The organism is Methanomassiliicoccales archaeon (assembly GCA_026394395.1).
GTDB lineage: Archaea > Thermoplasmatota > Thermoplasmata > Methanomassiliicoccales > UBA472 > UBA472.
In genome coordinates, this window is sequence record JAPKYK010000006.1 from 38,302 (window position 1) to 64,922 (window position 26,621).

At 57.8% G+C, this 26,621-nt stretch carries 19 protein-coding genes and 1 tRNA gene; 11 read left to right on the plus strand and 9 right to left on the minus strand.

What is annotated here, in order from left to right; all coding sequences use genetic code 11:
• Positions 1-235: 235 nt before the first annotated feature.
• The 4 genes from NT131_08230 to NT131_08245 all read left to right on the plus strand — a co-directional run bounded on the left by NT131_08230 (position 236) and on the right by NT131_08245 (position 6,671).
• A complete protein-coding gene (locus NT131_08230) occupies positions 236-760 on the plus strand; it encodes a ferritin family protein (protein ID MCX6651621.1) in 525 nt (174 codons plus the stop codon).
• A 193-nt stretch (positions 761-953) separates the two neighbouring features.
• Complete coding sequence (locus tag NT131_08235) at positions 954-2,138, plus strand: heterodisulfide reductase-related iron-sulfur binding cluster (GenBank protein MCX6651622.1); 1,185 nt, start codon at positions 954-956, stop codon at positions 2,136-2,138.
• Positions 2,139-2,205: 67 nt separating this feature from the next.
• The gene (locus NT131_08240) at positions 2,206-3,918 is read left to right on the plus strand and encodes a chloride channel protein (protein ID MCX6651623.1); all 1,713 of its coding nucleotides are present in this window, start codon (positions 2,206-2,208) and stop codon (positions 3,916-3,918) included.
• Between the two features lie 11 nt (positions 3,919-3,929).
• Positions 3,930-6,671, plus strand: coding sequence for a DEAD/DEAH box helicase (locus tag NT131_08245; protein ID MCX6651624.1), 2,742 nt, complete (start codon positions 3,930-3,932; stop codon positions 6,669-6,671).
• Here NT131_08245 and NT131_08250 read toward each other — a convergent pair.
• Genes NT131_08250 through NT131_08260 form a run of 3 tightly spaced genes read right to left on the minus strand, consistent with a single transcriptional unit; the run spans position 6,641 to position 8,194 of the window.
• Positions 6,641-7,291 carry a fumarylacetoacetate hydrolase family protein gene (locus tag NT131_08250; protein MCX6651625.1) on the minus strand — a complete coding sequence of 217 codons (651 nt, stop codon included), beginning with the start codon at positions 7,289-7,291 and terminating at the stop codon, positions 6,641-6,643. The two genes, NT131_08245 and NT131_08250, sit on opposite strands and share 31 nt — an antisense overlap.
• 9 nt (positions 7,292-7,300) lie before the next feature.
• Entirely contained in the window at positions 7,301-7,537 is a 237-nt protein-coding gene (locus tag NT131_08255; GenBank protein ID MCX6651626.1) for a hypothetical protein, read from the minus strand.
• Positions 7,538-7,570: 33 nt separating this feature from the next.
• Positions 7,571-8,194 carry an RlmE family RNA methyltransferase gene (locus NT131_08260; protein ID MCX6651627.1) on the minus strand — a complete coding sequence of 208 codons (624 nt, stop codon included), beginning with the start codon at positions 8,192-8,194 and terminating at the stop codon, positions 7,571-7,573.
• 90 nt (positions 8,195-8,284) lie between these two features.
• Between NT131_08260 and purM the strand changes: the two genes are divergently transcribed.
• Entirely contained in the window at positions 8,285-9,310 is a 1,026-nt protein-coding gene (gene purM, locus NT131_08265) for a phosphoribosylformylglycinamidine cyclo-ligase (GenBank protein MCX6651628.1), read from the plus strand.
• On the opposite strand, the gene NT131_08270 is transcribed toward purM, so the two are convergent.
• From NT131_08270 to NT131_08280, 3 genes are read right to left on the minus strand one after another with little or no spacing between them, the layout of a single operon-like run.
• Positions 9,304-9,879: a DUF531 family protein gene (locus NT131_08270; GenBank protein ID MCX6651629.1), complete on the minus strand. Its 576-nt coding sequence runs from the start codon at positions 9,877-9,879 to the stop codon at positions 9,304-9,306. The two genes, purM and NT131_08270, sit on opposite strands and share 7 nt — an antisense overlap.
• Positions 9,880-9,885: 6 nt before the next feature.
• A complete protein-coding gene (locus tag NT131_08275; protein MCX6651630.1) occupies positions 9,886-10,941 on the minus strand; it encodes a deoxyhypusine synthase family protein in 1,056 nt (351 codons plus the stop codon).
• 52 nt (positions 10,942-10,993) lie between these two features.
• Entirely contained in the window at positions 10,994-11,164 is a 171-nt protein-coding gene (locus tag NT131_08280; GenBank protein MCX6651631.1) for a hypothetical protein, read from the minus strand.
• A gap of 311 nt (positions 11,165-11,475) precedes the next feature.
• On the opposite strand from NT131_08280, the gene NT131_08285 reads away from it, so the two are divergent.
• A complete protein-coding gene (locus NT131_08285; GenBank protein ID MCX6651632.1) occupies positions 11,476-13,236 on the plus strand; it encodes a hypothetical protein in 1,761 nt (586 codons plus the stop codon).
• Here NT131_08285 and NT131_08290 read toward each other — a convergent pair whose 3' ends face one another.
• Both NT131_08290 and NT131_08295 read right to left on the minus strand, forming a co-directional pair.
• Complete coding sequence (locus NT131_08290; GenBank protein ID MCX6651633.1) at positions 13,237-13,662, minus strand: hypothetical protein; 426 nt, start codon at positions 13,660-13,662, stop codon at positions 13,237-13,239.
• 64 nt (positions 13,663-13,726) lie between these two features.
• Positions 13,727-13,833 (minus strand) — tRNA-Phe (locus NT131_08295).
• Positions 13,834-14,063: 230 nt separating this feature from the next.
• On the opposite strand from NT131_08295, the gene NT131_08300 reads away from it, so the two are divergent.
• Genes NT131_08300 through NT131_08320 form a run of 5 tightly spaced genes read left to right on the plus strand, consistent with a single transcriptional unit; the run spans position 14,064 to position 20,450 of the window.
• Complete coding sequence (locus NT131_08300) at positions 14,064-15,029, plus strand: hypothetical protein (GenBank protein MCX6651634.1); 966 nt, start codon at positions 14,064-14,066, stop codon at positions 15,027-15,029.
• A 12-nt stretch (positions 15,030-15,041) separates the two neighbouring features.
• On the plus strand, positions 15,042-16,775 hold the full coding sequence (locus tag NT131_08305) for a type II/IV secretion system ATPase subunit (protein ID MCX6651635.1): 1,734 nt from the start codon (positions 15,042-15,044) through the stop codon (positions 16,773-16,775).
• Positions 16,775-17,818 carry a type II secretion system F family protein gene (locus NT131_08310; protein MCX6651636.1) on the plus strand — a complete coding sequence of 348 codons (1,044 nt, stop codon included), beginning with the start codon at positions 16,775-16,777 and terminating at the stop codon, positions 17,816-17,818. Before NT131_08305 ends, NT131_08310 begins: the two co-directional genes overlap by 1 nt.
• Before the next feature lie 10 nt (positions 17,819-17,828).
• Positions 17,829-18,728 carry a type II secretion system F family protein gene (locus NT131_08315; protein ID MCX6651637.1) on the plus strand — a complete coding sequence of 300 codons (900 nt, stop codon included), beginning with the start codon at positions 17,829-17,831 and terminating at the stop codon, positions 18,726-18,728.
• A 12-nt stretch (positions 18,729-18,740) separates the two neighbouring features.
• Positions 18,741-20,450 (plus strand): type II/IV secretion system ATPase subunit, encoded by a 1,710-nt coding sequence (locus tag NT131_08320; GenBank protein ID MCX6651638.1) that lies wholly within the window; start codon positions 18,741-18,743, stop codon positions 20,448-20,450.
• 96 nt (positions 20,451-20,546) lie between these two features.
• On the opposite strand, the gene NT131_08325 is transcribed toward NT131_08320, so the two are convergent.
• Positions 20,547-26,603, minus strand: a complete 6,057-nt coding sequence (locus NT131_08325; GenBank protein MCX6651639.1) for a hypothetical protein — start codon at positions 26,601-26,603, stop codon at positions 20,547-20,549.
• Positions 26,604-26,621 lie beyond the last annotated feature (18 nt).

Here is a 26,621-nt window from a genome sequence, read left to right on the forward strand (position 1 = left end):
ACATGACCATCACCAGGGGCGTACTCACGACCTGCCTACGAAATGCGGCAAATCTGATTCGCCTTTTAAATATTTCTATGCGACACGTATTAAAAAAATTGTCGATGGACAGAACTTCCCCCCTCTCCCCGAAAATGCCTTCCCCATATTATTCTGGATTGGAACAATAATGCGTTCGTTCTGACATGGATAACACTTATAGTCGATGCGATGCCTAAGTCATCCGAGGTCTTGGATGAACGGCAAGGGCATCAGCGGCGATGAAGGTGTACTGTCGATCTTAGCGGCGGCACTGAGCGTCGAGGAGTTCGGCATCGGGTTCTATCACCGCTTCAACGAATGCGTGAGGGATGAGAAGGGCGCCGCGCTGCTGCGCGGGCTGGCCCGGGACGAGGTCCAGCACAAAGAGCATGTCCTACGAGAGATGAGGAGGATCGCTCCCGGGACCGATCCGTCCACCGTCCGCCCGTCCATGTCACTTCTAGGAGTGGCACCTGAGATCGCCTTCCGTTTCCCTCCGGACAGCTGCCTTGCGCTGGAGGACGAGATCGCGGCCATGGAGACCGGTATCAATGTAGAGGTCAACTCGATCGAGATGTACAGGAACGCGGTGGTCATGGTCGAGGACGTGGGGGCCAAGGCGCTGTTGGAAAGGCTGACGCACATAGAGGAAGGCCATCGTGAGCTGCTGGAGAAGAACCTGGACCTGTTGAGGGACGAGGGCGCTTGGTACGGCTATTCCCCGATCTTGGAGGGTTGACGGGCTTTCCGTCGTTCGGATCCGGGGCACCCAATATAAATATATATTAAATAAAATTTTTATTTTCCAATATGTTTGGCCATCACTATTGATGGGCTGAAAAAACTTTAATACCCGTTGGGCATGCATAGAGCACAATCTATATAGGGTTGGCCTAGGTCAATCCTCCTCATCTGGGCTCAGAGGTATCGTCATGGTCAAATTACCGAACATCGATAGGGAGATCAAAGCCTGCCTTCAGTGCGGCTATTGTATTCAAACCTGTGAGACGTGGAGACAGACGCCTTGGGAGTCCGTGACCCCCAGGGGCAAGGTCTTCTACATCTCCCAATTGGGCAAGCGCACCGTCATAGACAAGCTTCTGGGCCGCAAGGTGGAGATCGATGACGAGTTCGTCGAGGCCCTTTTCATGTGTACCACCTGCGCCGCCTGCGCCGAAGTGTGCCACGTGGGCATCGACTTCGCCGAGTTTTGGGAGAAGGTCAGGGAGTGGTGCGTCGAGAGCGGCCACGGCCCCATGCCCGCTCACGTCAAGATCAAGGAGCGCCTGGAAGAGGTCTGCAACCCCTACGGTGAGCCCATGGAGAAGCGCGGCGCCTGGTACCCGGCCGTGCCCAAGGCCGAGAATCCTGACGTGGTGTTCTTCGCCGGCTGCACCGCCTCCTACCGCATGCAGAACCTGGCGAAAGCGAGCGTCATCTTCCTGAACCGCTGCGGCGTCTCCACCAACATCATGGAGGGCGACGAGTGGTGCTGCACCTCCCCGGCCCTCAGGACCGGCCAGACCGGCCTCACCTACCGTTTCGCCGAGCACACCATCACCACCATGGAGCACATGGGGGCACAAGCCATGGTCACCGCCTGCGCCGGGTGCTACAAGACCACCGTGCACGACTACGGCAAGTTCTACTCCCATCCCACCTTCGAGGTGTTCCACTTCGCCCAATACGCTGACAAGCTGATCAAGGAGAAGAAGGTCAAGTTCACCAAGGAGTTCAAGGTCAAGGTCACCTACCACGACCCCTGCCACCTAGGACGCCACGCCAAGGTCTACGACGAGCCGCGCAATGTCATTAAGGCCATACCCGGCGTGGAGTTCGTGGAGATGAAGAACGTCCGCGAGAAGTCCAGGTGCTGCGGCGCCGGCGGTGGGTATAAGAGCCAGTACAACGACATGGCCATCGCCATTGCCATTGAGCGGGTCAAGGAGGCCGTGGACACCGGAGCGGACATCCTGGCCACCACCTGCCCGTTCTGCGTGCTCAACCTGCAGCAGGCGGCCAAGAAGATCGGGGCCAAGATCAAGGTCATGGACGTGTCCGAGATGCTGGCTTTGGCCACCGAGCCCGAAGCCCCAGCCGAACCGGTCAAGCAGTAAACCCCATTTAATAAACCATTTCTCGCAATTATTTTTTAATGATGAGAGCCAATGGTCTCCGTGCTACATGAGCCAGGATACAACGAATCGGAAGCACACCGTCGATTACCTGAGGCGAGGTTATCAGGGCATCGTAACAGAGGACTTCAAGGATTATCTGAGAAAATGGATACCCTTGAGCGTGCTCATCGGACTCGGCGCCGGACTGGGGGCGATGGCGTTCCAATGGATGCTTGTCGGCATCTGGCATATATGCTATGATGTTGAGGACATCCCCTGGTATCTCCGGTTGTTCCTGCCAGCTATCGGCGGACTGCTGGCCGGCCTGATCATATCTCGCCTTTCCCCGGATTCGGCCGGAGGGGGAACTGGCCGGGTCATTGAGGCCATACACCATCGGGGGGGAAGGGTTTCGCCCCGCTCAGGACCGTACAAGATATTGGTCTCCGCGATCACGATCGGCACCGGGGGCAGCGCCGGCACGGAAGGCCCAATCATGCACATCGGAGCCTCCGTCTCCACATTCTTCGGGGACCGCTTGAAGTTGAGGAAGGGAGAAATGCGTACCTTGGCCATAGCCGGGGCGGCTGCCGGCTTGTCAGCAGTGTTTCGGGCGCCCCTGGGCGGAGCCATTTACGCAATGGAGGTGCCGTACAAGAACGATCTGGAGCCGGGGGCCATCATTCCCTCGATGATCGCCAGCGTGGTCTCATATCTGGTCTTCGTCTCCCTGAACGGCTACGAGGCGCTTTTCGAGGTGCCGGCGATGGACCTGAGCTTGGACCCGGTCATCGTCATCGGCATCATCGCTCTGGGAATCATCATAGGCCTGGCTGGACGGCTTTTCATCAGCTCCATGCATCTGATGGAGGAGCTGACCAAGCGCAGCGCCCTTCCCCTATCCGTAAAGATCATGCTGGGCGGGCTACTAGTGGGCTGCGTCGGCGTGTTCATCCCCGAAATACTGGGAACGTCCGAGGACACCATCAGGGCGCTCATCGAGGGGTCCGTTATCTCCATTGGGCTGTTGCTGGCGTTGTTCGCGGCCAAGCTGGTGGCCACCAGCCTGACCATCGGTAGCGGTGGTAGCGGTGGCGTGTTCTTCCCCTCCCTCTTGATGGGAGGGGCCTTAGGAGCCACTTTTGCCCTTGGCTTGGACCTGACGCCGCTCCCTCTTTTCGTCATCGCCGGCATGGGAGCCATGATGGCCGGTGTCTCAAAGACCCCCATTGCCGCATCGGTGATGATGGCCGAGGTCGTCGGTGGCTATACCGTGCTCATCCCGGTGATGGTGGCCTCCGCGCTCTCCTATATGGTGACCGGGAATCAGACCCTGTATCGAAATCAGGTGGCCAGGCGCACGTTCATATATGACCCGGCAACCCTGGACGGCGTACCGGTGGAAAAGGTAATGAGGGGAGACCCTATCACGCTCACCTCGGAAATGAGCGTGGGCGAGGCCATGAGAGGCGCTGTCTCCGAACCGCACTACCTGTATCCGGTCGTCGATTCCGGTGGAGAGGCCATAGGCGTCGTGCTCCGGGAGGTGCTCGAGAAGCAGGACGATTCCTCGTCCCTCATCGGCGATCTCATGACTGCTCATTACGAGAAGGTCAAGGTGGGGACCTCCGCCTACCAGGCTTTCGAGGAGATGAACTCCAAACAGATCGCCAGGATGCTGGTCGTAGGTCATGACAACAATATTCTCCTAGGGACGCTGACGCGCATTGACATCATGGAGTATCTTGAGCACTGTGATGAAGCGCATCACCAATATTGACGGAAGGTAAGATGGTATTCGAACTGCTGGACCCCCGCATCCGCAAGGTGCTGGAGGACAAGGAGATAACCGAGCCGACCGGGGCTCAGAGCGAGGCCATACCTCCGGTGATGGCCGGTGACAACGTGTTGCTGGTCGCCCCGACCGGCATCGGCAAGACCGAGGCGGCAATGCTGCCTCTCCTGCACAAGCTCATCAACACCCCGGGCCAGGGCATCCGGCTTCTCTACATCACCCCTTTGAGGGCCCTCAACCGGGACATGCTCAAGCGCCTGGAGGAGTTCGGTGAGGCCCTAGATCTCAGCGTGGCGGTGCGTCACGGGGATACCTCGCAGAGCGAGCGCCAGCGGCAGTCCAAGTACGCGCCAGATATCTTGATAACCACCCCGGAAACGCTGCAGGTCATGTTCACCGGGAAGAACCTCAGGACCCACCTGGCCAACGTGAAGTACGTCGTGGTCGACGAGATACATGAACTGGCCAACGACGAGCGCGGGGCGCAGCTGGCGGTCGCCCTGGAACGGGTCGTGGAACTGGCTGGGGAGTTCCAGCGCGTCGGTCTTTCGGCCACCGTCGGTTCGTATCAAGAGGTGGCCAACTACCTTGGGGGAAATGGCAGGGCGGTGCGGGTCATCCGGGCCAAGGTGGCTAAGGAAATGGATATCAGGGTGCAGTGTCCGGAGGTCAAGGAGGAGGACAAGGACCTGGCTGGCACACTGCAGAGCGACCCTCAGCTTATCGCCTGCATGCGCCGGGCCAAGGACCTCATCGAGTCGCACCGCTCCACATTGCTCTTCGTGAACACCCGGGACACCGCCGAGGCCATAGCCGCCCGCTTCCATGTGTGGGACGAGGAGTTCAAGGTGGGCGTACACCACGGTTCCCTGAGCAAGGAGACCAGGGTGGAGATGGAGGACGCCTTCAAGAACGAGGCACTGAAGGGGCTGATATGCACTTCCTCATTGGAGCTGGGCATAGACATCGGCTCGTCGGACTTCGCCATCCAGTATAATTCCCCGCGCCAGGTCTCCCGGCTGGTGCAGCGCATGGGCCGGGCCGGGCACCGGATAGGAAGGAAGACGGAGGGGGCCATCGTGGCCTCCAGCCCGGACGAGATCGCCGAGAGCTTGGTGATAACCAGATTGGCGCTGAACGAAGGGTACGAGCCGCTGGTAGTGCGCAAGGACCCCCTGACGGTCCTGGCCAACCAGATCATCGCCATGACCGTCGCCGGTCCGGTGCCGGTGGAGAAGGCCTTCCGCGTGATACGGCGCGCATATCCCTTCCGCGACCTGACCAGGCAGAAGTTCGAGGCGGTGCTCCGGCAGGTGGCGGAGATCGGCCTGATATTCGTGAACGACGACGTCTACAAGCGCTCGGCCAGGGGCCGCAAGTACTTCTATGATAACATCTCCATGATCCCGGACGAGCGCACCTTCAAGATCAGGGACATCGGCACGCGCAAGTTAGTGGGGACGCTAGACGAGAGCTTCGTCATCTCCTTCGCCGAGCCGTACGCTACCTTCATCACGCGCGGCCGTTCATGGCGCATCGTGGAGGTCAAGGACGACGAGCTGCTGGTGGAACAGGTCAAGGAGATCGGCTCCATCCCCTCCTGGGTGGGCGAGGACATTCCCGTGCCGTTCGAGGTGGCCCAGGAAGTGGGGCGCATGCGCGAGAGTTACGATAAGAAGGCGTACCGCGGTGACGCCGCCTCCTACCGGGCCTTGGACGATTACCTGAAGGAGCAGAGGGACGGTTTCCCCATGCCCACCGACCGGCGCATCACCCTGGAGATGGGTAAGCGTATGGCCATACTCAACATGTGCTTCGGCAGCAAGGTCAACGAGACCATCTCCAAGATGCTCTCGGTGCTGCTGACGGCGCGGTTGGGGGAGAGCGTGGCCGTGACCACCGACCCCTACCGGGTCATCATCGACCTGCCCCGGGACATCGGCCCGGACACAGTGGTGGACACTCTGCGCTCCATAAACGCCCCGGCGGTGGAGAGCCTCATCCGCATGGTCATGAAGAACTCCAGCCACATGCGCTGGCGCTTCGTCTTCGTGGCCAAGAAGTTCGGGGCGGTGGAGCGGGACGCCGATTACCACAACATCAGCTTCGCCCGCCTGGTCGAGGCCTATGAAAGCTCCTCATTGATGCAGGAGGCGGTGGACAAGGTGCTGTGGGAGGACTTCGACGTGCCCCAGACCATGGAGGTGATCAAGGCCATCGAGTCCGGGGAGATGGAGATCGCCGTGTGCGGCCTGTCGCCCATAGGCAAGGCCGGGCTCACCCATACCAAAGAGCTCATCACCCCGCAGCGAGCCGACCATTCCATATTGATGGCGCTCAAGAAACGCCTGGAGGACGAGAGCCTGCACATGACCTGTCTGAACTGCGGGGTGCAGTGGAGGCTGAAGGCCAAGGACGCCAAGCGCTTCATCGTCTGCCACCAGTGCGGGGGGCAGATGGTGGCCGCCCTGAACGGCTACAACCGCGACATGGTCAAGCTGGTCAAGAAGAAGGACCTTAAAGAGGACGAGGAGAAGGAACTGCGGCGGTTGTACAAGAACGCCTCCCTGGTGCAGAACAACGGGCGGAGGGCCTTGCTGGCCATGGCCGCCAGGGGCGTCGGAACGGACACCGCCGCCCGCATCCTGGCCAGCTTCGCCCCGGACGAGGACGAGTTCCTGCGGGACATCCTGAACGCCGAAATCAACTACGCCCGTACCAAGCGCTTTTGGGACTGAGCCCTGACTGGGTTTGCCATTGTGCCTACACCGGATATGGTGGCCACGACCTGATCGCCCGGCCGTAACGGACCGACGCCGCTGGGCGTGCCGGTGGCGATGATGTCGCCACGCTCCAAGGTCATGTAGCGGGAGATATAGGAGATCAGCTGCTCGGGCGGGAATATCATCTGGGAGGTGTTCCCCTTCTGCCTCAGCTCATCGTTGACCCTGAGCTCCAGTTCGAGGACGTGCAGGTCGCCGACCTCCCTGAGAGGCACGGGGTCGCTCATGGGGGCGAAGGTATCCATGCCCTTGCTCAGGGCCCAGGGCAGGCCGGCCTTCCTGGCGGTCGACTGTACGTCCCTGGCGGTGACGTCGTTGAACACCGCCACGGACCGGACGTGTTGCAGGGCCCTCTTCGGCGTTATGTCCTTGCCTGGTCGGCCTATGATCAAGGCCAGCTCCACCTCGTGGTGCACCGTGCCTATGCCCGGCGGTATCAATATCGCCTTCCCGTCCTCGATGAGGGACGTGCAAGGCTTCAGGAAGAGCACTGGTTCGGCCGGTTCCTCGGAGCTCATCTCCTTCACGTGGGCTCTATAGTTCTGGCCTACGCAGACGATCTTGCCGCACCTCATCGTCCCAGCTCAGTCGTTTTTTTCGGACACTGTCTCCAGCTTGAACAGGGCGCCGGTGCCCTTCAGGGTGAGGTACACCTTGTCGGCGAGATATATGGCGTCGTCCAGGGTGGCCTTCTTGTCCCACTTGAACAAGCCGTCGTAGTTGCCGGTGGTGGGCTGGAAGCCCATGTTGTTCAGGGCGTTGAATATCTCCGAGGGGCGGCTGCCGTTGGAGTTGAACATGATTGTAATGTAGGTCAACATCGTCTCTTACAAGATTTTAGGCGGATAAAAAGGTTAGCCGCTCTGGCCTTCCTCGGTCTTGCCGAACCCTTTGGCGATGACGTATATCTCCGAGCTGCTAGAGCGGGAAGCCTCCGGGGAATAGCGCTTTACGGTGGCGAAGTGCTTCTTCACCTCGGCCAGGAAATCGTTGCTCAGGTCCCCCTCGAACATCTTCATCAGCAGCCGCCCGCCCGGGGAGAGCGTGCGCATGGCGAAGTCCAGGGCCATCTCACAGAGCTCGATGGAGCGGGCGTGGTCCATGGAATAGCTGCCGGATATGTTGGGGGACATGTCCGACATGACCAGGTCGACCCGGCCGCCGGTCAGCGCCAATAGCTCGTCGCGCACCGCCTGGTTGCGCACGTCGCCCTTTATGGTCTGCACGCCCTCCAGCGGTTCTATCGGCTGCAGGTCCACGCCCACGACCTTACCTTTGGGCCCTACGCGCTCCGCGGTCACTTGCAACCAACCGCCGGGAGCGGCGCCCAGATCGACTACCGTCGATCCCCGTTTGATGATCTTGAAGTGGTCATCTATCTGAATGAGCTTGAAGGAGGCGCGGCTGCGGTAGTCCAGCTGCTTCGCTTTGCGGTAGTAGTAATCACGTCGGCGCTCCTGCAACCAGTTCTTGGACATGACATCGTGCTCAATCCCTTGCAGGATAAAAAACCATTGCCCGACCGATTATATTTTATCGGTAGGGGCATTTCAGCATATGGAGAGATGATGAAGGAGAGCGAGTGGACCTATGCCAAGGCCGGAGTGGACATCGACCGCAAATCACAGGCCATCTCCGCCCTGGTAGGGCACCTGAAGTACCGGCGCCAGGGACCGGTGCGCATGATCGACCTGCCGGGTCAGTTCACTGGCCTGATGGACCTGGGCGACCGCGTTCTGACGCTGGCTACGGACGGCGTGGGCACTAAACTGCTGGTGGCCGAGGCGCTCGACAAGTGGGACACCGTGGGCATCGATTGCATGGCCATGAACGTTAACGACACCATATGCGTGGGCGCCGAGCCCATCGCCTTCGTCGACTACATCGCCTTGGACGTCCCGAACGAGAAGATAACGGACCAGATCGGAATAGGCCTCGACCGGGCCGCGGAGATGGCCGACGTGGACCTGGTGGGCGGGGAGATCGCCGTCCTTCCGGAGATGGTGAAGGGCGTGGACCTGTCCGGGACGGCGTTAGGGATGCTGGACAAGAAGCACATGGTCACTGGCGCGGAGATAAAGGAAGGCGACGCCATAATCGGCCTGCTCTCCTCCGGCGTGCACTCCAACGGCATGACCCTGGCCCGCAAGGTGCTGCAGTCGGCCAAGGTCTCCTACGACGACGAGCTGGAGGAGCTGGACCAGCCTGTGGGGCTGGAGTTGCTCATCCCTACTCACATCTACGTTCGCGATGTGCTCAAGGTGGTGCGGAAGGTCCAGGTCACTGGTATGGTGGACGTCACCGGTGGGGGCCTGAAGAACTTCGTGCGCCTGAAGAAGGGGCTGGAGTACCGGATCACCGATCCCGTCGAGCCGCAGCCGATATTCAAGGCGATACAGCGCATCGGACATGTCACCGACCTTGAGATGTACAAGACCTTCAACATGGGGATGGGGTTCGCCATCATACTTCCGGAAGAGGATGTCGAGGAGACCCTGCTCATATTGGGAAAGAAAGCAAAACGCGTGGGCCAGGTGGTCAAGGGCAACGGTTGCAGCCTGCCCTCGCTCGGCCTGCGCTACGATACCTATTGAAAGCCTTTCGGGACGCTTTGTAAGGAGCGCAACTTGTGCCCCAGCGCCCCAGCCACCGCCCCCAGGGCGGTGCAGGTCTCCAGCGAACGGCCGTCGAAGGTTATGTCCAGGTTATACTTGGCCATCTCGCGCACGTTCTTTGGTACGCCCTTAGGTCCGGCACCGAAAATCAAGCAGATGCCCTGCCCCTGGGCAAGCATCTCGGCCACCTGGTCCAGTTTCAATTTCTTTTTGGGGTCGGGGTCGCAGGTGGTGAGGACCGGGACGCCTAGCTGGGGAGGCACCCCTCGTGCGGTGTAGGGGAAGCTTTGGAAGCGGCCTTTGGCCGCCAGCTCTTTGAGGTAGGAGCCGTCCTCGCCGATGGAGGTGGTGGAGGCCACCCAGTCCGCCAGTTCTGCCGGCAACCTGAGGGCCTCGGGGAAGGGGAAGCCGAACGTGGCCAGGTTAAAATCGTAGGCCAGGGCCAGCGGCCCCGCCCGGGCCAGTATGCGGCGGTGCGCCTCTCGGAACACCTTGGGGTCGTAGGAGTTGTGTATGGCCATGGTGGCCCTTCCCACGTGTTGTTCCATGTTGGCTCAGAGGCCCAAGGGGGCCTTGGTCACCTTGGTCAGCATGTCGTCCTTCCAGGTGTACTTCAACCGCTTGCGGCCCTTCCAGGTCCCGGACTGCAATATGTAACCGACCATGAGCGACAGCCCAATGGAGGCTTCGACGTACGCCACCGCTTTATTGGCGTCGCGGTTGATCTTACCCCAGGATTGGGCCTCCTCGAAGGTGCAGCCGCTCAGTCCGCCCCACTGCGGGGCGTCCTGGGTGATCTGGATGGCGTAATGATGGCCTCCCTTGTTGTAGCCCAGGGTCTCGCAGATGACCTCGGTCTGCTGGATGAAGTTCTTGGGCACCCCGCCGCCAATATAGATGACCGCGGTCTTCTTGGCCTTGATCTTCAACTGAGTGAGCTCCCAGTTGTCGCGTATTGAATCGATGCGCATGAACGGCTCGTTGGCCTTCCTCTTCCTATAGTAGAGACCGGTCAGCCCGATGCCTATGGACGAGTCGTTGAGGGCGGGAACGAAGACCGGCACGCCGTACTTGGCGGCGTTGTACAGAATGGAATCCTCGTCATCGATGTGCTCGCCCAGTATCTGCATGAACTCCCGGCTGCCGTAGCTCCGGGGTTCCAGTCCTTCGGCGATCTTCCCGATGACCGCGTCGGTCTCCCGGAACTTGTCCTCGTCGACCAGGGTGTCGTATATGCGGTCCACGAACACCTCGCGCAGGGCCAGGTCGTCGCAGCGCGGTGAGCATTTATAATGACTGTAGCCCCGGGCCTGGTAGAAGTCCTGGTATGGAATGGCGCCGATGGTCACGATGGCGTCCACGATGCCGAACTTGACCATGTCGGCGATGACCTTCCTGAGCCCGGCGGCCACCAGTGGCCCGGCCAGCCCTAATATGACGGTGGGGCGGGCGGGGTCCTTAAGCGCCTTCTCGTAGGCGATGGCGCAGGTGGCCAGGGCCCGGCTTTGTATAGACGAGTCCTTGTAGGCCTCGACCAGGTCCTTCACGGTCACGATCTTGTCAAAGTCAATCTGCTTGACCTTCTCCGTCAGAACATCCTTCTTCTTCACCAAATCAAACCCCTCGCTACAATTTGAAGCTGTAACTAGAACGGCAAGAGCCTTACATCCGGCTCTTGACCTTCCTGGGCCGACTGCATATGGCGTAATCGTCTCCGTCGAAGAAGACGTCCAGATCGGGATTCTCTGCTTGGATCTCCTCGATCTTCTTCAAGACCTCTCGCAGCGTGAAATCGCTGTTGCGGTCGATCTTGATGTGCACCCTTTTTTCCATATGTAGCCCTCTGGCCGAGCCCAAGCACTTTCTTAGATGTAACGCTGAATATATATCTTTTTGTCACAGAACGATTATCGAAAGACCACTGGCTAGCATAAATGGAAGGGGAGCGATCGGCGCTGTCCGCTACGGACGGGTGGTTTGGGGCGGGGCGAAGGAAATAATTTATTTAAGTAATTTATATATAAAAAGTCGAGCATATATTCTTTTTGTAACAAGGGCGTCAGACCGTAACGGGTCATCCCGGCCGGAGAACGGACGCCCTAAAAATTAAATATTCACCTGGGGAGTTTTCCCCAGTTAAAAGGATGGATGCACTGGTCACCGGGTTGATTAAGGGAATGAACAAGGAGAAGAATCAGATCGGCCCGCAGACGGCGGAAAAGAAAGGGGAGGGGGAGCCGGCAGACCCTGACCATGCCGAGGTGGACCGCTTGAGCAAATGGCTGGACGGCGAGGGCGAGGGATCGGCCTTACTGACCTGGCTGGGCGAGGGCGGGGACATGGTCCCCGAGGATGAGCTGGCCGAGCTGAAAGAACGCGTTGGCCGCTACGAGACCGAACTGGCGGCGATGCACACCATGCTTGCCGAGGATAGCACGTCGGACCCGGAGAAGGGAGCCCTTGAACGCTTGCATGCCATCATCGTCGAGAGGGACCGCTTGATGGAAGAGAAGACCGCCGGCCCGACCGCTGGCGAATGCAACGGTCTGATGGAGAACCAGCAGAACGAGTTGAGGGAACGTTTCCACGCCGAGCTCAAGGAGAAGGACGAGCAGTATCGGCACCAGGAAGCGGATCTCAACAGCCGCAGCGCCAGCCTGGAGAAGGAGCTGGCCAAGATCAAGATCGAGATGAAGCTTAAGGAGGACGAGCTGGCCGTGCTCCGCAGCAGCGGGGGCACCATCAGCTCGGACCTCCTGGGAAAGCTCGAGGTGCTGCAGAGCAAGGAGCGGGAGTTCCTCACTCTCAAGCAGGAGGCCGATGACCTCCGGATCCGCCTCAAGGAGAGGGAGGATGAGATGGACCACATAAGGGAGGCCATCACCTACAAGGAGGACGAGCTAATCCGCCGCGAGGAGGACCTCCTATACCGCGAGAAGATCTACACCGGAGAAAGGAAAAAGCTCGAGGAGATGAGGCAGGAGACCGGAGGGCTGGAAGAGGCCGAGCTGCTGAAGAAGCTCGAGGCCTTGAAGGCCGAGGTCGCCTCTAAAGAGGACGCCCTGCGGTCCAAGGAGCGCTACGTCCTGGCCAAGCAGGAGGAGCTGCGCCTTCGCGAGCAGGGCATGATCGAGGACGAGATTACCTATCGGGAGAAGGAGAGGGCCCTTGAACTCCAAGAACGCAAGGTCAAGTCCGGAAGTCCGCGCCTGGACGACCTGCTGATGGGCGGACTGCCCATTGGTTCGAATATTATGATACACGGACCGCCTTTCGTTGGAAAGGAGGTCTTAGCCAATACCTTCGCCGTGGAGGGCTTGCGCAAGGGCGTGCCCTTGATCATGGTCCTGACCGACAAGACGTCCAAGGACATTCGGGATGAGATGAAGTATATCATCTCCGGGTACGAGGAGTATGAGAAGCTGGGCCTGGTCAAATACGTCGATACCTACAGCCGGGCCATGGGAGACGACGCCAAGGATCCCTATACTACCTACATCGATGAGCCCAACGACCACGAGAAGATGGGCGAGGTCGTGGAGAGCATCGCCAGGGCGTTCAAGGAGAAGCACGAGTACTATCGCGTGGTCTTCCGCACGGTCTCCACCCTCATCGCCTATTCCGACCCCAATTCCGCGTTCCGCTTCCTCAGCCCGCTATGCGGGAGGCGCAAGAAGGACCAGGCCGTGTCCCTCTTCGTGGTGGAGAAGGGGATGCACAGCGAACCGGAGATCCAGATGCTTGGGTCCCTGATGGACGGCATGATCGATTTCAAGGTGGATCAGCTTAAGACATTCTTCGCTATAAAGGGCATAAGCGATGTGCAGTCCCGGGCTTATATCAAGTACACCGCGACCAAGAGCGCCCTGACCATAGGCTCCTTCGCCCTGGACCATATAAGGTGATCAGGCTACTTCCACACCGTTGCTCGGGCGGATCTCGGGCTTCTTCTGCACGTTTATGCGAGGGATAGGCATGGGGGCGGGCAGCTTTATCTCCCTGGCGGTTATGAACGCTGATACCATGCAGTTGCTGACCACGGTGTTGTGCACTGTGTTGGCCTCCTCTACCGGCAGGTTGTTGGTCTTCCTCCATTCTTCAACGATGTTGTTGTCCAGGTCGGTGACCGATATCTGTCCTTCGATCTTGATGTAGCCCAGCCCGGTGTAGTTGGCGGTGAAGCGATACTCTATGTGGGACGTCTCGCCCTCGCCCCGGGATATCTGGGTGATGGCGCTGTTGTTCTCCACCTTGATGTTCGCCATGCGCTCGCCGACCTTGGAGAACCTCTTGGCCTCTATGGCGGTTATCTCGAAGGATTTGACTTGCATTTCAGAACGGAATCGGCTTTTCCCTTATAGAACATTGTCCCTGTTCGGAAGAACGAAAAATGTATGGTGCCGCAGGCCGGGTTCGAACCAGCGACTTCAAGATTTCGATCCCCCGGGCTTTGGGCCGATGGGGACTTCAGTCTTGCACTCTCCCAACTGAGTTACTGCGGCTTAGGCACCCGATAATTGAGGGCGATTATATAATTTGCCTATTGGTCTGAGCCCCTTCACTTCTTGCGGCCTGGTTTCCAACTCTCGATGAAGCCGGGATACCTCGAGGGTTGATTTTTATACGTCGGATTTAGAAAAGGCCAGTCTTGGTTTGTATAATTGTTTTCTTCACGACATATTTATATAGTCCACAAAACGTAAATCATCCAGGTGGTTTTGAGGTAACCAGTATGGTGGAACGTTCGCTCGTCCGTAGACCTTTCAGCTTGTCCAGTCGTTCCAAGTTCCTAAAGAGGGACCGGGAAGGTGTGGCCTCAACCGTAGGTACCATCATGGCCCTGCTGGTATTCCTGACCATCCTGACCATGTTCACCAACACCTACATACCCATCTGGATGAAGGAGAACGAGCGGGCGCACATGGACGAGGTGCTGACCCAGTTCAGCGATATGAAGAGCAAGGTCGACATGCTCATAATCAATGCCCAGGTGACCCAGAAGCCGACCATCGATATGTACCAGCCGATAACCATGGGCTCGGATGCCGTGCCGATCTTCGCCACGGCTACGGTTGGTTATATGTTCCTCAAACCCGCAGGCACCTATGACACTGGTGTCAACGTTTCGTTCAAATACGAATATTTGAACTCGACCAAAACAGTGAACGAGGAGGGCGGCGGAGCCGTGGAGTTCTACGCCCCTAACCGGTATTACGTAGGTCAGTGGTTCAACTACGAGAACGGGGCCTTGATGGTGTTCCAGGAAGAGGGGATGGTCATGAGGGCCACGCCCTCGTTGGTCTTCACCCTCAACGGTGACGGCACGGTGAACATCCAGTTCGACCAAGTGGACATAATAGGGAGCAATGAAACCATATCCGGACAGGGGAGCGCAGGGATCAATATCGACCTGATCTATCACGATTCCCAGACGTATGATGTGTGCACCCCAGCCGGAACGGATAATGGACAGCTGGTGCTGAAGTTCACCACTAGGTATAACACTGTCTGGGAGTCCTATATCAATGAGACGGCCCAAGCGGCCGGGCTGCTGGAAGGTACCAACTACACGCTGTCCTCAACGCCGCAGCTAGGCTATGACGAGTATCGGCCCATCTACGTTCTGACATTGACCATAAATGACGTGAACGAGTTCACGCACAACCGGGCCTATGTGATGATGGAGCTGGAGTATTAACGGGGTGACAAAGTGGAGAACGCGGTAAAAGGTACGAAAAGGAGCAAAACGTTCCACAGCCCTGAGGCGGACGGGGAGGCAGAGGGAAGCAGCACTTCAGAGAAGATGCGCGATTCCTATCTCAAGTTCCTGAGAAAGATGGCCCCGAACCGTGCCAGCAGAGTGATGGTCCCCGTCGATCTCAAGGAGAAGAAGGTTCCCTCTGGTTCGGCCATAACGGTGATACCGGACATCACCGACCCCAGCATCGAGGTGCTGGACACCTATTCGGTGGTCAAGGATTACGCCTTCGTGCGTATCACGTACAACAACACCAACAGCGAGTACCTGTACGAGGTCATCGAGCCTGCCATGACCTCTGAGGAGGATGCGCTCCTCGTTCTCATCAAGGACACCTTGCATCGAACCTTGGGGTACGAGTGGGAGAAGCTGACCCAGCTGGACAAGGAGGAATACCTCCGGGACAGCGTGGATTCCTTCATACGCACCAGGGGCCACAAGGTGGACAAGCTCACCAAGAAGCGCATAGGTTACTACATCATCCGGGATTTCGTCGGGCACGGCGTCATCGACGCCATGATACGTGACGATATGGTCGAGGATATTTCCTGCGACGGTTTCAACGTTCCCCTTTTCATCTTCCACGGAAAATGGGAGAGCATCCGAAGCAACGTCATATTCAACGACGAGGATAGTCTGAACTCCTTCGTCGTCACCCTTGCCCAGAGGAGCGGCAAGCAGATATCAGTCGCCTCGCCGATACTGGACGGGACGACCGCGGAAGGGCATCGTATCCAGGCCACCTATTCACGCGAGGTCACCACCAAGGGTTCGACCTTCACCATCAGGCGCTTCAAGAACAAGCCCTTCACCCCGACCGACATGCTCAGATACAAGACGGTCAGCCCAGAGATGATGGCCTACCTATGGTTGGGCGTGGAGAACGGCGAGTCCATGATTTTGGTAGGAGGGACGGCCAGCGGTAAGACCAGCGCCCTGAACTCATTGGCCATATTCATCCCGCCCGGGGCCAAGATAGTCAGCATCGAGGACACCCGCGAGATCAACCTTCCGCACGAGAACTGGATACCTGGAGCGACCAGGACCGGCGTGGGCGAGAGGGATGCGGATGGTCGGGCGGCCGGCGAGATCGACATGTACGATCTGGTGCGGGCGGCCTTGAGGCAGCGCCCCAACTACATCCTGGTGGGAGAGGTCCGCGGGAAGGAGACGTACATCATGTTCCAGGCCATGGCCACTGGTCACAGCACCTACTCGACCATGCACGCCGACTCGGTGAAGAGCATGGTCAACAGATTGGAGAACCCCCCCATCAACTGCCCGAGGATTCTGCTCACCGCGTTGCGCAACGTGCTCATACAATCCCAGGTGAAGGTCGGGAACGAGTTCGTGAGGCGCATGAAGCAGATCGTGGAGATAGTTGGTTTCGAACCGGAGACCAATGAGCTGATAACCAATACGGTCTACGAATGGGACCCGGCCACGGACCGCTTCATGTTCAAAGGTCATTCCTTCCTTTTCGACAAGATAATGGAGATGCGCTCGTTGACGCACGATGAGATGATGGCCGAGTTCGACCGCCGCGTGGAAGTGGTCACTTACTTGCTGAAGAAGGACCTCAGGAACCACCGGGAGATCTGGAACCTGGTCAATGCCTATTACAAGGACCATGACAAGACCCTTCTGCGCATCCGCAACGACCTGGCCGCCATGGAGGTGAAGTGATGGCCGGAGGGGACAGCGACCTATTCACGCGCATGGACTCTACGGAGAAGTCCTACCTGCGCACCAAGAGCGCGGCGCCCAAGCACGTGGTGGAGGCCGGACCGCGTCTGGTCAAGTTGCCCGAGGGAGTGGTGCCCGATTACGTGAAGCTCACACCATACCAGGAGCTTAGCTGGCGCACCATCGGCAAGACGGTCATCAAGAGGATGCAACCCAACCCCAAGCTGGAGCTTCAGCTGCTACAGGCCCATATGCGCCTGCGGCCGGAGGAGTTCACCGCCTTCGTATGGATGACCACCCTGATCGTGGGCGTCCTGTCGGGCGTACTGGGTGCATTGTTCGGTGGGATACTCATCGCCTTCCTGAACATCGAGACCAGCATGGTCCTGATATCCACCATCATGATTGTGGTCCTGCCCCCCGTGCTGGCATTCGTGGTAATGAGTTCATTACCGTCATCCAAGGCTAAGACCAGGGGGAGGGATATCAACAAGCGGCTGGGGGCGGCCATGAGCTTCATCTCGGCCATGGCCAGCGCCGATGTAAACATCGATATAATATTCAAGGAGCTCGCCCGCCAGCCCATCTACGGGGAGATCAAGAACGAGGCCGAATGGATCACCAGGGACACGGAGCTGCTCGGCAGTGACATACTGACGGCGATAAGCAATGCGGCCCAGTGCACCCCGTCCACTCGTTTCCAGGAGTTCCTACAGGGAGTTGTAACCACCTCCACATCCGGAGGCCAGCTCAAACCATACTTCCTGTCCAAGGCCTCGCAGTTCGAGAGGGAGTACAAACTGGAGATCAAGGGCCAGCTGGAGACGCTCGGGTTGATGGCCGAAACTTTCGTCACCGTGGTGGTGGCCTTCCCCCTATTCCTGATCGTCATCATGGCCATCATGGCCATCGTTCCGGGTGCCGGGGGCAACACTCAGACCACTATATTGCTGCTCTGGCTGGTTGTGGGGCTGATGGTGCCGTTCTCCCAGTTCGGTTTCACGTTCTTTATCTGGAATATGACCAAGGAGTCCACGATGTGAGGTGTCAAAAATGGAAGAGAAACAGTTGTTGGACATCGAGCAATTGACCCTCAAGAAGAAGGACTACAGCAGGATCTTGCTCATAATCGGTACTGTGGTCATGGCCCTATTCGTCGCCATAGGCGCACTGGATGCCATCGGTGGTCTGGAGACCGGACTGGAATGGATCGACTGGCTGGCATTAGGCCTGATGGGCTTCTGTGGACCTTACGGATTCTATTCCACCGCCCAGTTCAAGAGGATCAGGGAGATAGAGTCCAGGCTGCCCGATTTCCTTAGGGACGTCTCCGAGGGCGGGCGCTTCGGCATGACCCTGGCCGAGTCTATTAAGGTCTCTTCCCGTGGCAGGTATGGACGCCTGACTCCTGAGATCCAGAGGATGGCGGCGCAGATCGACTGGGGCGTTCCGGCGACGGACGCCATCAAACTCTTCATCGACCGGGTGGACACCCCGTTGGTGCGGAGGATGACCTCCATCGTCATCAAGGCCAACGATGCCGGCGGCAACGTCGCGGACGTTCTGGACATGGTGGCGCACGACGCCAGGGAGACCATGCTGAACCGCAACGAGCGCAGCATTACCATGTCCACCTACACCGTGGTCATATACGTGGCCTTCGCGGTGTTCCTGGCCACGATATTCATCCTGAACTCCACCTTCCTGCCGCAGATGATAAAGGCCGGGACCCAGATAGATGCAGGAACGACCGGCGTGTCCAATATACCGGTGCAAGTGAAATCGGACGTGATTCCAGAGATCCAGCTCATATTCGTCATCTCCGTGGTCATACACGCCTTCGGGGATGGGATATTGGCCGGGGTGCTACAGGACGGAAGGATAGCGAACGGGCTGCGCCATTCGTTTATAATGCTGTTGATAGGATTGATCGGTACCAGGGTACTGGGGTGATGCAAGATGTCCATGAGCGGAAAGGAACCGATGAAGGATCTGGAGTTGCTGCTTGAGAGCAGCGATACGCAGATCGAAAGGACCCAGAAGCCCACCTTGAAGGACCGCTACATCGGCATGGTCCATCGCATCAGGAAGAAACCGGTCAGGATGAGGGTCCCGACCAAGGACGACGGGAGCGACCGGGCGAAAGGGGGCATCACCGACATACCCAAAATCTCCGACAGCAACGTCGACGAGGTGGAGATCCACTCCATACTGGAACCTTATTCCTACGTGCGCATCAAGTTCGACAACATAAACTCCGAGTACCTTTACGAGGTCATTGAACCGGCGCTCTCCGAGGACGAGAGCATCCTGCTCGAGATGTTGAAGAACAGCGTGGTACTGACCATCAATCAGGCCGAAGGGATAACATCTAGGGAGAAGGAGAGCATCTTGCGCACGGTGACGGATGATCTGCTCAAGGTCATCGGCGTATGTCTGACCCTAGAGTCCCGGGAGCGCATCCATTACTACCTGCGCCGCGACTTCATCGGCTATTCGGTCATCGACGCCATGATGACCGACCCCAACGTCGAGGACTGCTCCTGCGATGGAGTGAGGATCCCGCTCTACATATTCCACCGCAAGTACGGCTCCATCAAGTCGAACGTGAGGTTCGAGACGGACGAGGAGCTGGATTCCTTCGTGGTCTGGCTGGCCCAGAAGTGCGGCAAGCACATTTCCGTGGCCGAGCCGATGCTGGACGCCACCATACCCGACGGCTCCCGTCTGAACGCCACCCTAGGGAAGCACGTGACCAAGCGCGGTTCGTCCTTCACCATTCGGCGTTTCAAGGAGAACCCCTTCACACCAGTGGACCTGTTGCGCTTCAAGACCATGAGCACGGAGATGATGGCCTATCTGTGGATATCCACAGAGTTCGGCAGCTCCATGCTGGTCTGCGGTGGCACGGCCAGCGGCAAGACCACCACTCTCAACGCCGTGCTGCTGTTCATACCCCCTCAGATGAAGATCATCAGCATCGAGGACACCAGGGAGCTCAACCTACCGCACGAGAACTGGATACCTGGGCTTACCCGGGAGTCCTTTGGCGGACGCAAAAGCTTCTCTTCCGGTTCCGTCGACATGTACGATCTGCTCACCGCCGCCCTCAGGCAGCGTCCGCAATATCTGATGGTCGGTGAGGTGCGTGGCAAGGAAGCGTACGTGGTCTTCCAGGCCATGGCTACCGGGACAATCTCATACTCTACCTTCCACGCCGAGGACGTGCAGTCCATGGTCCACAGGATGGAGAACGACCCCATCAACCTGCCCCGGGCCCTGATAACCGCTCTGGACGTGGTCCTGCTCCAGGCCCAGGTGAAGGTCGGGACCAAGATGACCAGGCGCGTGAAGTCCCTGACGGAGATCGTGGGCATGGACCCCGAGACCGGGGAGCTCATAACCAACTCAGTGTTCGTGTGGAACCCGGCCGACGACTCGTTCAACTACAGCGGGCATTCCTACATCTTTGAGAAGGTCAGGACCATCAAGAGCTGGTCCCCCAGGGAGATGGAAAGGGAATGGCGGCGCCGGGTGGAGATCCTGGAGTACATGAAGAAGATGGAGTTCGACAACTATCGTCAGGTGGCCAAGCTCATCTCCACCTACTACAAGAACCCGGACAAGGTCATGAAGGAAGTCCGCGAGGTCATGAATAACGACAAGAAGATCTAAGGTCCCCTTCCCTTTCAATTATTTTTATTTCTCTATCGAACAGCGAAGCTGATCAATAAAATATAAAAAAAGAAAAAGGAAAGTTGGGGAAAGGGTTTACTCGTTCTTGTTTTCGCCCTCGGCCGGCGGTTGCTCGGATGGCTTCTCCTCTTTAGGAGCTTCCTTGCCGTTGGACCTCTTGACCACGCGCCTGAAGGGGCTCTTCTTCTCATCGGGCTTGGCCTCGGCCTCTTCGACGGTCTTCTCGTCGAACACCGTTCCGCAGCGGTGGCACACCTTGGAGTCGCGCGCGTTCAGGGTCCCGCAGGTCGGGCAGGGGAACACTCCAGTCTTCTTGCTCATCTCTTCCTTCCGGAGCCATTCCTCGAACGGCAGGTACTCGGGCTCGGTCTGTAGCCATTCCTGGAACTTCTCCTCGGAGTACTTGCTGCCCAGGGCCGTCTTGGCCTGGTTGCGGAAGCCGTCGATGTACTCGTCGTACTGCTTCCTCATGGCCTCGATGTAACCGGTTACCTGGCCCTGCTCTACTGGTTCGGTCATGAACTTAGCCCCGCATTCGGGGCAGCTCTCCGCCTTTGACGGGATCCAGGCGCCGCACTCGCTGCACTTGGCCGTGTCGGGCTCGAACTCCACACCGCACTTCGGGCAGTGCTTGGAGGCTTCGGGGATGAGGGCGCCGCAGTTGCCGCACTCGACCATCTTTCCCAGCCCCACCCTGTACAGGTAGAGAGAGAAGATGATGATGACCGCGATCACTATGACTATAATCAGCAGGTAGACCCAGAAGGGTATGGACTCGGGCGTGAACGGGGCTACGATGTTGATGTTGGCGTTCTCGGTGAAGTTGCCTTCCGAGGTGACCAGGGTGGCAGTTACGCGTTGGCTTCCTTCCCGTCCGGACGGTGTGGTTATGTAGGCGAAGAAGTTGCCGTCATCGTCCGTGGTCACATTGAACACGGTTGTCAGGGGGAACCCTCCGCTGTCGGTCAGGGTTACCCGGACCAGCAGTCCGGAGAGCGGCGCGCCGTTCGTGCTCTGGGTCACCTGCCCGTTGACGAATATCGCATCGCCTGGGGCAAAGTCGGTCTTTCCTCCGAGGTTGATGTATATGTCGGGATCGAGGACGGCCACGGTGAAGTTGGACTCGAACATGTTGTCCGATGGGTCCGCGTCCTGTCCAGCACCAATGTCAACTATGAGCTGGTAATCGCCGGAGGGTATGTTGACGGTCCAGGACACATTGTAGGAGACGGTGGCGCCCCTACCGATGTTTTTGGTCTCATCAAGCAGGACTATGTCTTCGGTAGCGTTCAGGTAGACGTTCACGTGGACGTTGCTGGCCTCTACTATTCCGAGGTTCCTTACGTTGAACGCTATGTGTATGGTCTCGCCGAGGACCCCGCTGGTCACGTCCTCACCGGTGGACAGTATCCTGGTGCCTATAAGCGCCAGGTTCGGCCGGTTGTCTATTATCTGCAGCACCTGGAACGCGTTGTTGTTGCTGTTGAGCGGGTCGTCGGTCTCCAGGACGTGCGTGTACGTTGCGTTGGTGTCCGGGTTTACCACGGCCAGGATGGTCACATTCTGGTACTGCTCACCCCCAGATAATACGGGGTCCCATAGCAGGGTCACAGTCGTGGAGGTGTCCTTGGCCAGGGTGGCTACGTGGACGCTGCCGATTATGCTCTCGCCGTTCAGCCAGAAGACCACGTTGAACCCGATGGCCGCAGATTCGCCGTTGTTGAACACGGCAGCGACGATGGACACCTCATCGTTGAGGTTGGCCTCGTCCCCTGCAATGCCGTTGATCAGGAAGCTGACGCTCACGCCGACCAGGTCGGGGTAGTCCAGGACGTCGACGGTGATCGTGGCTATGTTATTGGCCTCACTGCCTTCGACGATCACGTTCTCCTCGTCGACATTCACGGTGATGGTCCTTATTCCGGCAACGGTTGGGGTCCAGGATACGCTGGCGACACCTTTCTCACCGGTAGGCACATTGCTGATCTGGGCAGTTCCGATGAAGCCTTCCACGCTGTCATAGAAGCTGACATTGAAGGCGCTGGCGGTGAAATCGCCCAGGTTGGTCACGGCCGCGGTTATGGACGATGTACGGTCCCTGGCGGACTCGGCAGGATCGATGGTTATGTCCTCCACGGTTATGGACATGTCCGGAACGCCCAGCACCGTGACCAGGGAGGAGTTGGCATTGTTGTCCTCGTTCAGCTCCGGTATCTGGTTCAGCGGGTCAACTGTTACGGACAGGTTATGCAGGCCCAGAGGATATGTGGCCGTCCAGGTCACCGTGATGGTGATGTTGGACAAGGGTGCCAGTTCTTCGACTAGGTAATCCTCGATTAATACTGTACCAGTTGTGCTATTGTCCTCGAACCTCACCAATATGTTGAACGCGGTGACCACGCCGATGTTGTTGATGACCGTGGAGAGCGACACGTCGCTTCCCCGCAGGGTCTCATTGGTCGATACGGTGAACGGTGGGTCTATGTCGGGCTTGGCCGACGATATGTCCAACCGAACGTAGGCATCGCTCCTTATCATGATCTTGGTGGGGTAGTACAGGACCTGTGCCGCACCGTCCACATCGGATTCGTATGCCGTTCCATTGTACCAGTAGGTAGCGTTCAGCACATAGTTACCGGATAGTTGCGGACCACTGGTGGTGACGACGGCGCTCAATGCCTGGATGCGCAGGGTGCCGTTCTCGTCGGTTATACCGCTGGTGTATGGTGTGGCTGGGAACGCTTTGACGTCTACGTAGGTTCCGGGGATGGTATGCTCTCCGGTGCCGTCGTACACCTCAGTCACTATCCAGCTGTACAGGTAGATGATCGCGCTGTCCTTGGGGGACACTGGTGCAACGCCACCTATGGTCGACGCCGTTAGCCTGGCCACGGAGGTGCCTCCGAAGTCGGACAGGGCGTAATCGAAGGTGGTGTTGAAGGTCGTCAAGGTCACGCTGGAGGTCTCCGGGGCCCGCATGACGCCCCTGACCCTCGAGTTCTCCATGTATATGATCGAAGAATCTCCCATCATGACGTCGATGTTGGGCATCAAGGTGGATTCGTTGACGAACAGGCGACCGTTGTCGAACAGGTAGACCTTGAAGCGGGAGTCCGAATCCAGGCTAGCCCCGTTCAGGACCAGGGTACCGTTGTCCCTGACCACTATCTGGGTGATGTTGGGGTTGGAGGCCTGCTCCATTAGCACATTGGTCCCCAGGAACGCCAGGTAGCCGTTGCCTTCAATGATTATGTTGTGTTGCCAGGTTAAGCTCGCCAGGGACATCTCGTATTCATCGGTGACAACCCAGTCACCGGTCTGGGCCACAAGTATGACCTCCAGTGAGCTGGAGGCGATGTTGTTGGCGTAAGAATATTCCTTGATAGAGTTCCCTTCATTGACCCAGACGAAGATCGAGTAGGTGCCTATCTGAGTGGGCGTCCATGCGAAGCTGGTAACATTGCTACCACCCGCGGGGGCGTCGATCGAGGCGCTGCCTAGGTATTGCCCTCCGCCCGTGGGGTTGCCGATGAAGAAGCTCACGACCGCCCCTATGGCGGCCTTCTTACCGTCCAAGTTGCTGACGGTCACATTGATGGACATGACCTGGTTGGCGTATCCGGGATTCTGTGAGAATACGATGGACGGTCCGTCCACTGCCAGGTCGGGCAGGAACTCCAGGACCTTGACCGACGGGGACAGGACATTGTTGGTCTCGATAGACTCGAGCACTTGACCGCGCGCGTCCACGGTTATGATTATGGAGTGCGTTCCGGCCGTCGTCAGGCTGCTGCCCCAATCGACCACGATGTTCCTGGACTCGCCCGGCGACAGGTTCGTTACCGTGATGTTGTCCAGGTAGTGGGTCTGGTTGCCTATGGCATCCTTCACGCTGACCACGAACTCGCTCGCGGTTGTCAGTCCATAGTTGATGACCGTGAAGTTTAGCTCGACCGCGTCACCCTGATAGATGGTCGTGGGATCGGTGGCGAAGTTGATAGCTGTCAGATCGGGTAGCCTAAGCACCAGATTATCAATGACGAAGTCGAAGGCCACTGACTGTGTGGTCAGATCTGGGTACGCTTCGAACGATGTGTATTTGGCTGCGGGAGTGTACGCGACCGCGCTCTCGTTCACGTAGGTGACTGCCATCCTGTAGTTCTCTGCCGGATAGGAGTTGGGAGCCCAGTACACATTGATGGTGTCGGTCAGCAGGGGCAGCAATACCATTCCAGAATCGTTGGTGGTCTTGTAATCGGTGCTGTTCCGGCCGAGATAGTCGAGTACGCCCTGGGGCGGCACCTGGCTTACTGAATCGTTGAAGTAATACACAGCTGCCTGATTGGTCAGGGATCCAGTAGCGTTGACAACGGCACCTTTTACCGGCAGGTTGTTGGAGTCGCGAACGCTGACGTCGACCCACCTGTATACGTTGATGGTTGGATCGGTAACCGCCTTTAGATAGATATTATCGAATGCTACCAATAATGTGTCAAGATTGTCGTATACAATACTAATTGATGCCAAATCACTGATGCTGGTTACATTATCTGATTGAATGTTCGCAACCAGTATTTCCTCAGTTTCTGATGTTATCAGGATATTTGCATTTGTTAAGGGTGTGCCGGTAACATTCCATTGAATGTAATCATCATTCGTATAACCGACATCACAAGCATATTCAACTGTCAATGATAAAGAGGATATGGCTCCAGATAAATCAGCCACATTAAACGGTTGAATATGTAATTTTTTACCACCTGTAACATAATATTGGTGGTTATCGCTAGTTAATAAATCAGCTACATTCGTTTCCGTTGTGTTATCATCCGCACCTTGTTCCAGCGGCTTGAACGTCAGGTCCTTCTGGACCGTAACGAACGGTCCGGTCCCGTTGGCGACGAACTCGCCCTCAACGCTCACTCCGTACAGGTTCGCCTGGGCCAGATCGGTCACCACAAGCTTTCTGTATTCCGGCAGGGCGTAGTTCAGGTAATTCACACCGAAGGCGGTGTTCACTGCAGTAAGCTCGCTTGTACCAGCAATGGTCACGTTGTTGTAGGCGTCAATCTCGAGCCCGACCTCGACCCAGATCCTGTCGATGAACACGCTCTGGGCCTTGGTGTTGGTCAGGGTGACGGAGAGCACGGACAGGTCAAGGGACGACAGGGTTATGCTCGTCAGGTCCTGGGTCAATATGACATCGTGGTTGGTTCCAGGGGGGTCGAAGTTCTCATAGCTTTGAACAACGGCCATGCTCGTTGCGTTCGGAGTCGGGTCGAGGTATTCGTAGTAGTAGAACGAATTAGGGCTCCCACCGTCCTTAAAGTCGTCGGCGGTCCGGTATTCGGCCTTTAGGGCCACGCTGATGGCCTGTCCTTTATCGAAGGTCAATCCTCCGATGTCGAATCCGGAAACGGTCAATGACTCAGCGTTCGCCAATTCCACGTAACCGGCGTCGTTCATCGTCAGGTCGGTGGCGACCTGACCAGTGGGCACCGTGATCTTCGTATCGTCAGCGTTGCGCTCAAAGAGGTAGTCCACGGCGACGGTGTGGTTGTAAGAGGTGGCGAACGAGTAGGGGTAGGTCGTATTGACCGTCTCGGGCATTCCGGGTATGTTCGTCATGCTGGAATCGTAGAGCTCTACATCACTGGACATGGCAGTGAACAGGGGTCCGTCGATGAGCGTACCATCGGCCTCGAACGTGGCGTCATCGACCAGGATCTTCCCGTTGAACTGCAGGAATGAGTTTTCAGCCATGAGGGAGCCGCCGTTGCGAACCAACATCCCTAAGGCGTATGAAACGTTGAACAGCTTGTCCTCGGCCGTTATGGCGGAGTTGATGAGGATTATCTGACCGCCGTCTTCGATGATCAGGGTGTGTATCCGGGGAGATATGGATCCGTAATAGGACAGGAAGTTCAGTGTCCCGTTATCGATCGTCACCGTCCCTCCGGCCCTAATGGTCAAGTTGCCGTTGAGGTTGACCGTTCCTTGGATCAACCATGTGGCATTGTCAAAATCCTGTCCGATGAACACGTTCCCGTCAGTATCCACGGAAGGCGATAGCGCCTCCCCGGCCTGGGGAATCGCGAGGATAAGAACTCCTGCGATAGTTGAGAACAGCATACACCAGACTACCAGTAA

What these genes read in the sequence shown, in the direction of transcription:
- NT131_08240 (MCX6651623.1), top strand. Translation starts at nt 2,206, where the DNA reads ATGAGCCAGGATACAACGAATCGGAAGCACACCGTCGATTACCTGAGG.
- NT131_08250 (MCX6651625.1), bottom strand. Translation starts at nt 7,291, where the DNA reads ATGAGGTGCGGCAAGATCGTCTGCGTAGGCCAGAACTATAGAGCCCAC.
- NT131_08315 (MCX6651637.1), top strand. Translation starts at nt 17,829, where the DNA reads ATGGAAGAGAAACAGTTGTTGGACATCGAGCAATTGACCCTCAAGAAG.
- NT131_08235 (MCX6651622.1), top strand. Translation starts at nt 954, where the DNA reads ATGGTCAAATTACCGAACATCGATAGGGAGATCAAAGCCTGCCTTCAG.
- NT131_08255 (MCX6651626.1), bottom strand. Translation starts at nt 7,537, where the DNA reads ATGTTGACCTACATTACAATCATGTTCAACTCCAACGGCAGCCGCCCC.
- NT131_08325 (MCX6651639.1), bottom strand. Translation starts at nt 26,603, where the DNA reads ATGCTGTTCTCAACTATCGCAGGAGTTCTTATCCTCGCGATTCCCCAG.
- NT131_08260 (MCX6651627.1), bottom strand. Translation starts at nt 8,194, where the DNA reads ATGTCCAAGAACTGGTTGCAGGAGCGCCGACGTGATTACTACTACCGC.
- NT131_08320 (MCX6651638.1), top strand. Translation starts at nt 18,741, where the DNA reads ATGAGCGGAAAGGAACCGATGAAGGATCTGGAGTTGCTGCTTGAGAGC.
- NT131_08300 (MCX6651634.1), top strand. Translation starts at nt 14,064, where the DNA reads ATGGTGGAACGTTCGCTCGTCCGTAGACCTTTCAGCTTGTCCAGTCGT.
- purM (MCX6651628.1), top strand. Translation starts at nt 8,285, where the DNA reads ATGAAGGAGAGCGAGTGGACCTATGCCAAGGCCGGAGTGGACATCGAC.
- NT131_08230 (MCX6651621.1), top strand. Translation starts at nt 236, where the DNA reads ATGAACGGCAAGGGCATCAGCGGCGATGAAGGTGTACTGTCGATCTTA.
- NT131_08285 (MCX6651632.1), top strand. Translation starts at nt 11,476, where the DNA reads ATGGATGCACTGGTCACCGGGTTGATTAAGGGAATGAACAAGGAGAAG.
- NT131_08290 (MCX6651633.1), bottom strand. Translation starts at nt 13,662, where the DNA reads ATGCAAGTCAAATCCTTCGAGATAACCGCCATAGAGGCCAAGAGGTTC.
- NT131_08310 (MCX6651636.1), top strand. Translation starts at nt 16,775, where the DNA reads ATGGCCGGAGGGGACAGCGACCTATTCACGCGCATGGACTCTACGGAG.
- NT131_08280 (MCX6651631.1), bottom strand. Translation starts at nt 11,164, where the DNA reads ATGGAAAAAAGGGTGCACATCAAGATCGACCGCAACAGCGATTTCACG.
- NT131_08245 (MCX6651624.1), top strand. Translation starts at nt 3,930, where the DNA reads ATGGTATTCGAACTGCTGGACCCCCGCATCCGCAAGGTGCTGGAGGAC.
- NT131_08270 (MCX6651629.1), bottom strand. Translation starts at nt 9,879, where the DNA reads ATGGAACAACACGTGGGAAGGGCCACCATGGCCATACACAACTCCTAC.